The sequence below is a fragment of the Pseudomonas sp. NPDC089569 genome (assembly GCF_050280625.1).
In the GTDB taxonomy this organism is placed as follows: domain Bacteria; phylum Pseudomonadota; class Gammaproteobacteria; order Pseudomonadales; family Pseudomonadaceae; genus Aquipseudomonas.
The window spans coordinates 12772-25366 of record NZ_JBNNVQ010000044.1; the positions used below are offsets into that span (position 1 = coordinate 12772).

The window sequence follows — 12595 nt, forward strand, 5'->3', positions numbered from 1 at the left end:
TTAGCATTGGGAATATTTCTCAATTGCATAAAATTCCCATCATGAGCGACACCCTTCCCGCGAACAATGCCCATCATCTGCGCGTGATCGAAGCCCTGTACAGCAGCCATCACGGCTGGTTGTACGCCATGCTGAGAAAAAAACTGGGCAACGCCATGGATGCGGCGGACCTGGCGCAGGACACCTTCACCCGCATACTCGCCTCGCCCGCCACCGTCATCGAACAGCCCCGGGCGTACTTGAGTTGCGTGGCCAAGGGCATTCTCATCAACTGGTATCAGCGCAAGGCGCTGGAGCGCGCTTATCTGGACGCACTCGCTCAATTGCCCGTCCAGGAAGTGCCGGCGCCCGAACTGCGCTTGATCGTGCTGGAGACCCTGCACGAAATCGACGCCATGCTCGACACCCTTGCACCGCTGGTCAAGCGTGCGTTCCTGCTGTCGCAGATCGGCGGCCTCAAATACCACGAGATCGCCGAGCAACTGGACGTCTCGCTGATCACCGTCAAGCGCTACATGAAACAGGCCTTTGTGCAGTGCCTGTTGCTGGTGGAATGAATGCTCGGTCGTCGCAATGATCCACCGCTCGCTCCCGAAGTCCTCGAAGAGGCGGCCGAGTGGTTGATGCGCCTGAGCGAAGACAACCTCAGCGACAGCGAGCGCAGCGAATGGGAATGCTGGAAACTCAGCAGCCCCGAACGGGGCCGTGCCTGGTCGCGCGCGCAACTGCTGCAAAGCAAACTCGGCGGGTTGCCGCCGTCCCTGGCGATGTCGGCCCTGGACCGTCCGAGCAGCCCGCAACGGCGTGTGGCCCTGGGCAAACTGGCCTTGCTCCTGGCGGCGATCCCCACCGGTTGGGGCAGCTGGAAACTGGCGCAGTCGCAGCAATGGTCGGCCGACTATCGCACTGCCGTCGGCCAACGACGCGAACTGACTTTGGCCGACGGCTCACAGATCACGCTCAACACCGACACAGCCATCGACGTGCTGTTCGATGCCGGTCAGCGCCTGATCCACTTGCGCGAAGGGGAAATCCTGGTGCAGACCGCGCCGGATGTTTCACCGCTGGCCCGCCCTTTTCTGGTCAGCACGCGCCAGGGCCGGATGCAGGCATTGGGCACGCGCTTCACCGTTCGCGAACAATCACCACGTACCCAACTGGCGGTCCTCGAAGGTGCGGTCAGGATTGAACTGGCGGACGGCGGCCAGAGCACACCCATGATCGTCAATGCAGGCCAGCGCACCGATTTTTCTTCACAGGCCTTCGGCTCGTTGCAGCCGACTGATCGATCCATCGGCGCCTGGACCCAAGGCATGTTGATGGCCGACAAGATGCGCCTGGCGGATTTCGTCGCCGAGCTTGCGCGCTACCGCCGAGGCTTCGTGCGCTGCGATCCGGCCATTGCCGGGTTGCGCATCTCCGGTGCCTTCCCCATCAGCGACACCCAGCGCACGCTGAACATGCTGGCGCAAACCTACCCGATTCACGTCACCGGCCACTTGAACGGCTACTGGGTGACGCTCTCCGCCGCCTGACCGGAAAAAATATTCGCCGTACGCTGATACTTTTTTCGATCTCGACTGGCAAAGAGAGGAACAACTTTTCCACCTCGTTCACAGGCTCTTCACTCCATGCCCGCTGCACGCCTCCTGCGTCCGGATCGCCCGCTCAAGCCCGTCATGTTCAGCGCATTGCTCTGCCTTGCCCTGACCGGCGTTGCGTGCCTGCCTGCGTTGGCCGTCGAACCGGCACAACTCGATTGTGTGACGGTCCGGGACTACCACATCGCCCCCGGACCGCTGGGCGCGACGATGTCGAGTTTTTCCGTGGACGCCGGCATTGCCCTGTCGTTTCAGCCTTCGATCACCGAAGGACTGACCAGCCCTGGCCTGACGGGCAGCTATTGCACCCGCGAAGCCGTATCGCGATTGCTGGCCGGCAGCGGCCTGGACATGGTGTTGCGCAGCGACGGCAGCTACACCCTGGCGCAGCGCCAGGTCACGCTTTCGCAAACCACGGTCAATGGCACCGATCAACGGCCCGACAGCCTGCCACCGGTGTATCCCGGCGGCCAGGTCGCCAGCGGCGCACGACTCGGCCTGCTGGGCAACACGGACGTGATGGACGCGCCGTTCAGCGTCACCAGCTACACCTCGACCCTGATCAAGGATCAGCAGGCCGTCACCGTGGGCGACCTGCTCGAACGCGATTCTTCGGTGCGCTCCACCGGCCAGACCGGGGGCATTGTCGACTCGTTTTTCATTCGCGGCTTTCCCGTCGGTGAAGGCAATCTCGGCGAACTGGCCTTCGACGGTGTATACGGCGTGGCCTCCAACTACCGGGTGTTCACCGAATACGCCGAGCGTATCGAAGTGGTCAAGGGCCCCGGCGCCCTGCTCTACGGCATGTCCCCCAACAGCGGCGTCGGTGGCGTGATCAACGTGGTGCCCAAGCGGTCCCTCGACGAGGACCTGACCCGGGTCACGGCCCGTTATGCCATGGATACCCAGCTTGGCGGCCACCTCGACATCAGTCGGCGCCTGGGTCTGGAGCGCCGTTTCGGCATACGCTTCAACAGCAGCCTCCAGCAAGGCGACACGGCCATCGACAAACAACACCGGGACATCGGCATCGGTGCCCTGTCCCTGGACTACCAGGCTGATCGCTGGCGAACCAGCCTGGACCTGATCGACCAGAAAGAACAATTCGACGCTGCATCCCGACCCTTCCTGATCGCCCCCGGTGTCCCCATTCCCGCCGCCGCCAACGGCCGCACCAGCGTGAGCCAGGACTGGGGCTGGTCCGAGACCCGGGACAAGTCGGCGTTGCTCGGTGGTGAATACGATCTAAGTGATGCCTTGACCCTGTTTGCCCATGCCGGCGGCGGCCGCTCGGCCGTCGCGCGCATGTCCGACCAGACCCCGACCATCATCAACGCGGCCGGCGATACCTCCTCAGTCCCCGGCTATTACAAATTCGAAGTCCAGCGCTACACGGTCGACACCGGCGCCCGCCTGCGATTCGACACCGGCCCGGTCAGTCACGCCGCGGTCATGCAGGTCACCCGTTATCGTGATGAACTGTCCCGGGGCATCCTCTCCGCCCCGGCCATTGCCTCGAACATTTACCACCCGGTGGACCGGCCGAAACCCGCCATCGCCAAACCGGACACGCCCAAAGTCTCCGAGAGCGAACTGTCGGGCGTGGCGCTGGCCGACACCCTGTCGGTGCTGGACGAACGTGTGCGCGTCACCGTCGGCTTGCGCCAACAGAACATCGAATCAGACAACTTCAACCCGGCCGGCGCGGTCACGACCGCCTACGACAAAAGCGCAACCACGCCGCTGTTCGGTGTCGTCGTCAAACCCTGGGACGGCGTATCGCTCTACTACAACTACATCGAAGGCCTGAGCAAGGGCGACGTCGCGCCATCGGCGGCCTCGAACGCTGGGCAGATTTTTTCGCCCTACATCGCCCGTCAGCAGGAGGTCGGCGTCAAGGTCGACTACGGCAGCTTCATGTCGACCCTGGCCCTGTTCCAGATCACCAAACCCAGTGGCGAGCTATCGTCCGGGGTGTTCTCGGTGCAGGGCGAGCAACGCAACCGTGGCCTGGAACTCGGCCTGTCCGGTGAAATCACCACCGGCACACGCCTGCTGGGCGGCGTGACCCTGCTGGACGGCGAGCTGACCCGCACCGGCGTGGCCGCCAACCGTGGCAACAAACCCGTCGGTGTCCCGGACCTGCAGGCCAACCTCTGGGCCGAGTGGGACACACCCGGCATCGAAGGGCTGACCCTGACCGGTGGCGCGATCCATACCGCCAGCCAATACGTGAACCAGGCCAACACCCAGAAACTGGACGCCTGGACGCGCTTCGATGTGGGTGCGCGCTATGCCACCCGCATCGCAGAACGTCCGACCACCCTGCGTGCCACCGTGCAGAACCTGTTCGATCGCGAGTACTGGTCGGGCGTCGCCTCCTACGGTGCGTTCTCTCAGGGCGCGCCACGCACCTTATTACTGTCGGCGACTGTCGACTTCTGAAACGTCCGGTCCGGGATGACGGCCTGAACCGTTGCCCGGCCTGGCCTCTGAAAAGGCTTTGACCATGGTGACCCTGTATCGACGCAGCCACACCTTCGCTGCCCTGCTGTTTGCAGGGTTGCTGGGGCTGTCATTGTTTTCCCTGGCGCCGCGAGGCGTGCTCGCGGCCGATGCCGATCCTGCCTTGGGCACGGTGACCGACCTGCTGGGGCGCAAGGTCAGGGTCCATCTTCCGGTCAGGAAGGTCATGCTCGGCGAGGGACGCCAGCTGTACCTGGTCGCTGCGCTGGACACGCAAAACCCCATCGAACGCATCGTCGGCTGGCGCAAGGACCTGATCCAGTCCGATCCGGACACCTACAACGCCTACCTGCGCAAATTTCCCGATATCGCCAGGATCCCGACCTTCGGTGGATTCGAAGACGGCACCTTCGATATCGAACAAGCGATCGCCCTGCAACCGGATGTGATCGTCCTCAACATCGAAGCCCAACACGCCACCGAAGATGCCCGCTACATCGAAAAACTCGACGCACTGGGCATTCCGGTGGTCTACGTCGACTTTCGCAACAACCCTATCCAGAACACCGAGCCGACCATGCGCCTGTTCGGCCAGTTGTTCGGCAAGGAGGCACGCGCCGAAGCCTTCATCGATTTTCGCAACCAGCAGATCCACCGCGTCACCGACGTCATTGAAAAACGCCACCCGCCTCGCCCCAGTGTGTTCATCGAACGCATCGGTGGCTACACCGACGATTGCTGCCTGAGTTTCGGCAATGAGAACTTCGGCCTGTTCGTCGACATGGCCGGTGGCAACAATATTGCCCGGCGCATCATCCCCGGCACCTTCGGCCAGTTGAATGCCGAGCAGGTCATCGTGGCCAATCCGGACCAGGTCGTCGTTACCAGTGCCAACTGGGAGGCCTTCGCCCCCGGCGGCCATTGGGTCGGTGTCGGCCCCGGCGCGGACATGGCCCAGGCCAGGCAAAAACTCTCCTGGTACACCCAACGCCCGGCGTATGCCGGCATCAAGGCCCAGGACGACCGAGCCTTTCACGCCATCTGGCATCAGTTCTACAACAGCCCCTACCAGTTCGTGGCCATCCAGCAACTGGCCAAGTGGTTTCACCCCACGCTCTTTGCCGACCTGGACCCGGACGCCTCGTTTCGCGAGCTGCATGAACGGTTCCTGCCGGTTCCCTATGAGCCCGGTTACTTTGTCAGCCTGCGCACCCCGGAAGCCAAGCCATGAGTTCGTTGAACGAAGCCCCGGTGCTTCAGCGCGACACCTACCGTCACCTGGTCCTGCGTAAACGCCTGATCCTGGCTGCCCTCGCAGTGTTGCTGCTGTGCAGCGTCCTGCTCGACCTGGCCCTGGGGCCGGCGAGCTACAGCCTTGGCGAAGTGCTCGGCGCGCTGTTTTCCCCGAACACCGCTGCGGCGCAGGTGCGGGTGGTGATGTGGGACATTCGCCTGCCGGTCGCGCTGATGGCCGTGGCGGTCGGCGCGGCGCTGTCGCTGGCCGGCGCGCAGATGCAGACCATCCTCAACAACCCGCTGGCCAGCCCGTTCACATTGGGCATTTCCGCCGCCGCCGGCTTCGGCGCGGCCATGGGCCTGGCCTTCGGGGTTGCGCTGTTTCCCTTGGCGGCGCAGTACATGGTGCCGGTGAACTCGTTCATCTTGGCCATGCTGTCGGCCTTGCTGATCCACTTCCTGAGCATGCGCCGCGGCGTGACCGCCGAAACCATCGTGCTGCTGGGCATCGCCCTGGTCTTCACCTTCAACGCACTGTTGGCGCTGCTGCAGTTTTTCGCCACCGAGCAGGCCGTGGCGGCCGTGGTGTTCTGGACCATGGGCAGCCTGACCAAGGCCACCTGGCCCAAACTCGGGGTGATTTGCCTGGTGATCCTCATCACCCTGCCGATCTTCGCCCGGCGCGCCTGGGCCCTGACCGCCTTGCGCCTGGGCGACGACAAGGCCGCGAGTTTCGGCATCAATGTGCGCAGCCTGCGTTTGCAGACGCTGATCATGGTCAGTCTGCTGGCCTCGTTCCCGGTGGCCTTCGTCGGCACCATCGGGTTTATCGGACTGGTCGGCCCGCACATTGCGCGCATGCTGATCGGTGAGGATCAACGCTTCTTCCTGCCGGCTTCGTTGCTGACCGGCGCCTTGATCCTGTCCGCCAGTTCGGTGGTCAGCAAGACCCTGATTCCGGGCGCCATTTTTCCGATCGGCGTGGTCACGTCGCTGATCGGCGTGCCCTTCTTCATCTCCCTGATTCTCGGCGGGAAGAAACACTCATGGTAAAGATTCGGCTGGAAAGTCTCGGTGCCCGCTATGGCCAGCGCGAGATCATCAAAGGCGTCACGACCACCACATTCCATGGCGGACAAGTGGTCGCGCTGGTCGGCCCCAATGCGGCGGGCAAATCAACCCTGTTCAAACGCATGGCCGGGCTGATCGACGGGCCGGGCCAGGTCATTCTGCAGGATTCGAAAAAGGGCCCGACAGGCATCAGCTACATGCCCCAGGGTCTGAATGCCAGCGCTCGGCTGACGGTCTACGAATCGGTGCTGCTGGCGCGCAAGCAACTGACGCAGGGCTGGCCCGTACAGGACGATGAATTGAAGCGCGTCGACGAGATTCTCAATGCACTGGGCATCACCGGTTTGTCCTTTCGCAACCTGGGGGAACTCAGCGGTGGCCAGCAGCAGTTGGTCTCCATCGCGCAGACCCTGGTGCGCGAGCCGGAAATCCTGCTGATGGATGAACCCACCAGCGCGCTGGACATGCATCGGCAGGTGCAGGTGCTGAACTTCATGCGCACCCTGGCTCGCCAGCGTGAGGTCATCGTGTTCATCGCCATCCATGATCTGAATCAGGCGTTGCGCTTTGCCGATCAGGTGCTGGTCATCGCCGACGGCACCGCGCAAGGCAGCGGCCCCAGCGATGAGGTGATCACCGAGCAGATGCTTCGCCATGTCTACAAGGTCGAGGCGCGGATCGAGCGTTGCAGTCGCGGACAACACCATATCCTGATCGACGATATCGTCTGACAGGTCCATAGCGCCGCCCTTGCGCTAGGTTTCCCAGGGCGGCCTGGCCTCGACATCAATGGCGTATCGGGCAATGGCCTCGGTGCAGGTACTCGCCTCGATACGCCCTTCGCGCACCAACGCCGTCAGGGCACTCAGGACGATCTGGTGACGATCCACTTCGAAGAAGGTGCGCAACCGCTGGCGGGTGTCACTGCGCCCGAAACCGTCGGTGCCCAGTGCAGTGAACCGACCCGCCACATAGCTGGCAATCAATTGCGGCACGGCGCGAACGTAATCGCTGCAAGCAATGATCGGCGTCGAATCGCCAAGCGACGCTTGCACATGACTCTGCCGTGCCTGCTGCTGCGGATGCAGGCGATTCCAGCGCTCGACCTCGCGAGCCTCACGGGCCAACTCGGTGAAACTGGTGACACTCCACACCTGACTGGCGATATTCCAGTCGCTGGCCAGCAGTTCGGCGGCTTCGATGACTTCGCGCAGGATCGCACCGCTTCCCAACAGATGGACGTTGCCGCAGGCGTTCATGCACTCATGCCCGGCAAACCGATACAGGCCTTTGACAATCCCCTGCTCGACGCCTGACGGGAGATCGGGTTGCGGGTAGTTTTCGTTCATCAAGGTGACGTAATAGAACTCATCCACCTGACGTTCCAGCATCTGGCGCATGCCGTGATCCACGATCACCGCCAACTCGCCGACAAAGGCCGGATCGTAAGCGCGGCAATTGGGGACCGTGGCTGCCATCAGGTGGCTGCTGCCATCCTGGTGCTGCAAGCCCTCACCGCCCAGTGTGGTGCGGCCGGCGGTGGCGCCAAGCAGAAAGCCGCGGGCCCGTTGGTCCGCCGCCGCCCAGATCAGGTCACCGATGCGCTGGAAGCCGAACATCGAGTAGTAGATGTAGAACGGCAACATGGGCAGGCCGTGTACCGAGTAACTGGTGGCGGCGGCCACCCAGGAGCTGATCGCCCCGGCCTCGCTGATGCCTTCCTCGAGAATCTGGCCTTCCAGCGCTTCGCGGTAACTGAGGATCGAACCGATGTCTTCCGGCTCGTATCGCTGGCCGACGCTGGAGTAGATGCCGATCTGCTTGAACAGGCTGGCCATGCCGAAGGTGCGCGCCTCATCCGCCACGATCGGCACGATGCGCGGGCCCAGTTTTTTGTCGCGCAGCAAACCGCCGAGCATGCGCACGAAAGCTTTGGTGGTGGACATTTCCCTGCCTTCGGTGGCGATGGCAAACCCGGCATAACTGTCGACTCCGGGAACGGCCAATGGCGCGCACGTGGCGGACCGTGACGGCAGGTAGCCGCCCAATGCCCGGCGACGTTCATGCAGGTAGCGCATTTCGGCACTGTCCGGCTCAGGCTTGAAAAAGCTCAAGTCAGCGGCCTGCTCATCGGTCAGCGGCAGATTGAAACGGTTGCGGAACGCGATCAGCGCGTCCCTGTCGAGTTTCTTCTGCTGGTGCACGGTCATCCTGCCCTGCCCGGCATCGCCCATGCCGAAACCCTTTTTCGTCTGGGCCAGAATCACCGTGGGCTTGCGACCTTCGAGCCGTGCGCTTTGATAGGCGGCGTAGATCTTGACGATGTCGTGACCACCACGCTTGAGGCGGTCGATCTGCTCATCGCTCAGTCCTTCGGCCAACTGCGCCAATGCCTCGTTCTGACCGAAGAATCGCTCGCGGTTGAAACGCCCGTCCTTGGCCGCGAAGGTCTGGAACTGACCATCGACCGTACCCGACAGCGCCCGCACCAGCGCACCGTCGGTATCGCTTGCAAACAAGCTGTCCCAATCGGAGCCCCAGACCAGTTTGATCACGTTCCAGCCGGCCCCGGCGAACAGCGCCTGCAATTCGTCGATGATCCGCCCGTTGCCGCGAACCGGCCCGTCCAGCCGTTGCAGGTTGCAGTTGACCACCCACACCAGGGTGTCGAGCCCTTCGCGCGCGGCCAGGGTCAGGGCCGACATGCTTTCCGGCTCGTCCATTTCACCGTCGCCAAACACGCCCCATACGGTTCTGCCCTGGGTGTCCTGCAAGCCGCGATGCTGCAAATAGCGCATGAACCGCGCCTGGTAGATCGAACTGATCGGGCCGATGCCCATCGACCCGGTCGGGAACTGCCAGAAGTCCGCCATCAACCAGGGATGCGGATAACTCGACAGGCCCCGCGCGCCATTGGCACGAGCGCCGATTTCCTGCCGATAGTGCCGCAGGTCCTGCTCATCGAGGCGTCCTTCGAGAAAGGCCCTGGCATAGATGCCCGGCGCCGAATGTGGCTGGTAGAACACCAGGTCACCACCGCTGTTCTCAGTGCGTGCCCTGAAGAAATGATTGAACCCCACCTCGAACAGATCCGCGGCGCTGGCGTAACTGGCGATGTGCCCGCCCAGCTCGCCATAGGCCTGGTTGGCCCTGGCGACCATGGCCAGGGCATTCCAGCGCATGATCGAGGCCAGTCGTTCCTCGATGGCCGGATCGCCCGGAAAAGGCGGCTGGTGCTCGACACCGATGGTATTGATGTAAGGCGTGACATGACCGGGCCGCCAACCGATGTCCGCGCTACCGGCCACGGTCACCAGCAGGTCGAGGATCTGCCTGGCCCGGGCCGCGCCGTCCTGGGCGATGACCGACAGCAAGGCATCGCGCCATTCGGCCAGTTGCTCGTCAGTGTCTGCCGACTGGCCGGGTGATCCGGAAGGAGGTTCGAACGCATTCATGAGCATCTCCCGTGCGGGTCGGCTGACCCTTCAAGATGGCGCGAACGGCACAAACCATGATGCATCAACTCATTCGGCCACGGCGCTTTTGCAATGCATCTTCGTCACACCATCCGTCGCAGATTCGGCTCGGTGACTACAATCGAATCAGATGCCAAGCGGACGATTGGAGGCGACACATGAAAGTCCCGTTGTCTGAAAACGCAAAACGGGTGCTGGAAAACCCCGAAGCCCTGAACAAAATCATGACGGCAATGAGCAGCCGGCACATCGGGCCGGTCAAGACGCCCTTTATCGTCACGGTCATTTTGGACAAGAAGAACAAAATCACCCTGACCATTTAGGGGAGCACTTTTTATGGAAATCGCCCTCCCCGGAGTCATCGTCTTCCTGATCATCACGCCGGGCTTTATCTTCAGGGCTCAGTTCAAGCGGGCGGAAAGGGAAACGTTCGACTACTCCCCTTTTGGCCGTGTGGTAGGACAGGCGTTCTTCTGGGTGGTGATCCTTCATGGTGTCTGGTTACTTGCAACCTGGTTGCTGTTCAAACAGGTGCTTGATGTCAGGACCCTGCTACAACTGCTCTCCTCCCTGAAAAAGGACACCCTGGAGGTCATATACCGCGACCAGTTAAAAATCACTGCCTACTTCGTCAGTCTGTACATGTTCTGCTGGCTGGCACCACCCTACCTGCGTGAAGTCATCATCGAAAAGCGGCTGGATCGAATCGACTCCAAACTGAGCTGGATGCTGCGCTTCGACGCACCCTGGTACTACATCCTGCATGGCGCCGATCAGGAAAAGAAACCGGACCTCATCTTTGTTTCCGCCATTGTGGTGGTGGGCGATCTATCAGTGCTGTATCGCGGCGCGCTGGTCGACTACATCGTCAACCGACATGACGGCGAACTGGACAGGCTGATCCTGCGCGGCGTCTACCGCTGGAACATGAAAGACCTGGATGCTTCGCTAAGCGAACAGGAAATCATGGACAAGAGCATCTACATCGCCAGCAATGCATTCGTCATCAGCTACGACGAAACGGTCACGCTGAGTATCGACTACATGTACGAAGTGCCTTGAAAACGGGCCAGAGCGCTTTTCAGTCCTGCGACCCGCCTTCAGATGCCTGCGTCATCCCCACCTTGCGCGGCGTTGTTCGATGAAAAAAACGCCGAGCGAGAACATTGGGGCAACTGCCTCAGGCTTGCATCTCAGCGGCGAGCAGCCTCACCAGCGCTGCCGCCGGCATCTCCCGAACCAGTGGCGCGCCCTGCCCGGCCCACTGCACGGCAAACTCGCTGTTGCCCCTGGCCGCTGCCGCCGCGTTGAGCGCTTTCTGGGCGTCATAGGCAATCGGGTAATCCGGCAATGCCGTGCCTGACGCCTCCAGCGATGTCATGTTGCGATTGACCATGCCCCGTGCCGGCCGACCGGAGATGACACTGGTGACTTGGGTCTGGTGCGCACGCGGACCTTTCAGGGCTTCGCGATAGGCCGCGTTGGCACTGGATTCGGGGCACAGAATGAACGCCGTGCCCATCTGTGCGGCACTGGCGCCCAGTTGCATAACGGCGTTTATCCCGGCACCGTCCATGATCGCGCCGGCGGCGATCACCGGCAGCCGGCACGCCTCCACCAACACCCGCACCAGGGCCAAGGTGCCCATTTGGTTGTCTTGATGCCCATCGAACACACCGCGATGGCCCCCGGCTTCGTAACCCTGCGCCACCAGCGCGTGCACACCGGCGTGCTCGGCCTGTTGCGCCTCACTCACGCTGGTCACACAAGCCAGCAGGACAATCCCAGCGTCCTTGAGTGCATCGATGGCCGTTTGCGCTGGCAGGCCGAAGTGGAAACTGACCACCGCGGGCTTTTCTTCCAGCAGCATTTGCAGCATCCCGGCGTCTTCGACGAACGAGCTGTAGATCTCACGCAATGAGGCCGGTGCAACGGCATCGAATTCGGCAAACACGGGTGCAAGAACACTCAGCCATTGCGCCTCGCGTGCGGCGTCCTGCACCGCAGGCCGGTGGCAGAACAGGTTCACGCTGAAGGGCTTGTCCGTCAGCGCTGCCGTCTCATGCAGCATGGCCCGCGCCTGCTCGACATTGCTCGCGCCGATACCAATGGAACCCAGCCCGCCGGCGTTGGACACTGCCGCCGCAAGCCTGGGGGTCGAGACACCGACCATGGGCGCCTGGATGATCGGCAACTGGATATTCAAGAGGGACAACAGTGAATTGGACATGGCAGTACCTGAGTGATGAAGATGACTAGAGCTCCCCGGTCAGAAACTGCGCTCGACCGCGTCCGAACGACCAGTCCGCATCGGTGTTTTCCACCAGTGAAACGATCAGGTCATCCGGCGAAAGATCGCAGGCGGCCAGCAGCCTCTCGGAAAGCAGGCGGTAGAACTCGGTCTTTTGTTGCTGTGAGCGCGGTCGGGACACCACGGTCAGCAGCACGACCCTGGCCGAGCGCGTATAGCCCAACCCGGTGTCGTGCAGCACCAGTTCCCCCGGACGGTGTTGCGTAACGCTTTGGTAGCGGTCGCTGAACGGCACGTCGAACGCCTGGACCATGGCCTGATGGGTCACGTCCAGCAACGCACGCAGCTGTTCATCGGTGCGACCCTGGAGGATGTCGAACTTGAGCAGTGGCATGGCAACTCTCCTGGAAAAAACCGGAAGCGAGCTGTCGTCAGTGAAATGGACAGCCGCTTCCCCCGGGCAAAGCGGACAGCGTGCAAGCCCGCGCCAGCAC

Annotated in this window: 11 protein-coding genes; 8 read left to right on the forward strand and 3 right to left on the reverse strand. The window is 62.4% G+C overall.

Annotation, left to right across the window (positions count from 1 at the left end; translation table 11 throughout):
* Positions 1 to 41: 41 nt before the first annotated feature.
* The 6 genes from ACQKP2_RS17995 (at position 42) to ACQKP2_RS18020 (ending at position 7105) form a co-directional block, all read left to right on the forward strand.
* The gene (locus ACQKP2_RS17995; protein ID WP_427578317.1) at positions 42 to 557 is read left to right on the forward strand and encodes a sigma-70 family RNA polymerase sigma factor; all 516 of its coding nucleotides are present in this window, start codon (positions 42 to 44) and stop codon (positions 555 to 557) included.
* Complete coding sequence (locus tag ACQKP2_RS18000) at positions 558 to 1535, forward strand: FecR domain-containing protein (RefSeq protein WP_427578319.1); 978 nt, start codon at positions 558 to 560, stop codon at positions 1533 to 1535.
* Positions 1536 to 1631: 96 nt separating this feature from the next.
* Positions 1632 to 4046, forward strand: coding sequence for a TonB-dependent siderophore receptor (locus ACQKP2_RS18005; RefSeq protein WP_427578321.1), 2415 nt, complete (start codon positions 1632 to 1634; stop codon positions 4044 to 4046).
* Between the two features lie 64 nt (positions 4047 to 4110).
* Positions 4111 to 5298, forward strand: coding sequence for an ABC transporter substrate-binding protein (locus ACQKP2_RS18010; protein WP_427578322.1), 1188 nt, complete (start codon positions 4111 to 4113; stop codon positions 5296 to 5298).
* Positions 5295 to 6356: a FecCD family ABC transporter permease gene (locus ACQKP2_RS18015; RefSeq protein WP_427578324.1), complete on the forward strand. Its 1062-nt coding sequence runs from the start codon at positions 5295 to 5297 to the stop codon at positions 6354 to 6356. Before ACQKP2_RS18010 ends, ACQKP2_RS18015 begins: the two co-directional genes overlap by 4 nt.
* Positions 6350 to 7105 (forward strand): ABC transporter ATP-binding protein, encoded by a 756-nt coding sequence (locus ACQKP2_RS18020; protein WP_427578325.1) that lies wholly within the window; start codon positions 6350 to 6352, stop codon positions 7103 to 7105. The genes ACQKP2_RS18015 and ACQKP2_RS18020 overlap by 7 nt, the downstream gene beginning before the upstream one ends.
* Positions 7106 to 7129: 24 nt before the next feature.
* Here the strand turns inward: ACQKP2_RS18020 and mdeB are convergent, their stop codons facing one another.
* A complete protein-coding gene (gene mdeB / locus ACQKP2_RS18025) occupies positions 7130 to 9829 on the reverse strand; it encodes an alpha-ketoglutarate dehydrogenase (RefSeq protein ID WP_427578327.1) in 2700 nt (899 codons plus the stop codon).
* A gap of 179 nt (positions 9830 to 10008) precedes the next feature.
* Here mdeB and ACQKP2_RS18030 point away from each other — a divergent pair, with 179 nt between their 5' ends.
* Positions 10009 to 10173, forward strand: a complete 165-nt coding sequence (locus tag ACQKP2_RS18030; protein WP_427578329.1) for a hypothetical protein — start codon at positions 10009 to 10011, stop codon at positions 10171 to 10173.
* Positions 10174 to 10186: 13 nt separating this feature from the next.
* Positions 10187 to 10912 (forward strand): hypothetical protein, encoded by a 726-nt coding sequence (locus tag ACQKP2_RS18035; protein WP_427578330.1) that lies wholly within the window; start codon positions 10187 to 10189, stop codon positions 10910 to 10912.
* Between the two features lie 118 nt (positions 10913 to 11030).
* On the opposite strand, the gene ACQKP2_RS18040 is transcribed toward ACQKP2_RS18035, so the two are convergent.
* Together ACQKP2_RS18040 and ACQKP2_RS18045 are read right to left on the reverse strand one after the other, a co-directional pair.
* Positions 11031 to 12080: an NAD(P)H-dependent flavin oxidoreductase gene (locus tag ACQKP2_RS18040; RefSeq protein ID WP_427578332.1), complete on the reverse strand. Its 1050-nt coding sequence runs from the start codon at positions 12078 to 12080 to the stop codon at positions 11031 to 11033.
* A gap of 25 nt (positions 12081 to 12105) precedes the next feature.
* A complete protein-coding gene (locus ACQKP2_RS18045; protein ID WP_427578333.1) occupies positions 12106 to 12495 on the reverse strand; it encodes a tautomerase family protein in 390 nt (129 codons plus the stop codon).
* Between the last annotated feature and the right edge of the window lie 100 nt (positions 12496 to 12595).

What these genes read in the sequence shown, in the direction of transcription:
- ACQKP2_RS18020 (WP_427578325.1), top strand. Translation starts at nt 6,350, where the DNA reads ATGGTAAAGATTCGGCTGGAAAGTCTCGGTGCCCGCTATGGCCAGCGC.
- ACQKP2_RS18000 (WP_427578319.1), top strand. Translation starts at nt 558, where the DNA reads ATGCTCGGTCGTCGCAATGATCCACCGCTCGCTCCCGAAGTCCTCGAA.
- ACQKP2_RS18045 (WP_427578333.1), bottom strand. Translation starts at nt 12,495, where the DNA reads ATGCCACTGCTCAAGTTCGACATCCTCCAGGGTCGCACCGATGAACAG.
- mdeB (WP_427578327.1), bottom strand. Translation starts at nt 9,829, where the DNA reads ATGAATGCGTTCGAACCTCCTTCCGGATCACCCGGCCAGTCGGCAGAC.
- ACQKP2_RS18015 (WP_427578324.1), top strand. Translation starts at nt 5,295, where the DNA reads ATGAGTTCGTTGAACGAAGCCCCGGTGCTTCAGCGCGACACCTACCGT.
- ACQKP2_RS18040 (WP_427578332.1), bottom strand. Translation starts at nt 12,080, where the DNA reads ATGTCCAATTCACTGTTGTCCCTCTTGAATATCCAGTTGCCGATCATC.
- ACQKP2_RS18030 (WP_427578329.1), top strand. Translation starts at nt 10,009, where the DNA reads ATGAAAGTCCCGTTGTCTGAAAACGCAAAACGGGTGCTGGAAAACCCC.
- ACQKP2_RS18035 (WP_427578330.1), top strand. Translation starts at nt 10,187, where the DNA reads ATGGAAATCGCCCTCCCCGGAGTCATCGTCTTCCTGATCATCACGCCG.
- ACQKP2_RS18010 (WP_427578322.1), top strand. Translation starts at nt 4,111, where the DNA reads ATGGTGACCCTGTATCGACGCAGCCACACCTTCGCTGCCCTGCTGTTT.
- ACQKP2_RS17995 (WP_427578317.1), top strand. Translation starts at nt 42, where the DNA reads ATGAGCGACACCCTTCCCGCGAACAATGCCCATCATCTGCGCGTGATC.
- ACQKP2_RS18005 (WP_427578321.1), top strand. Translation starts at nt 1,632, where the DNA reads ATGCCCGCTGCACGCCTCCTGCGTCCGGATCGCCCGCTCAAGCCCGTC.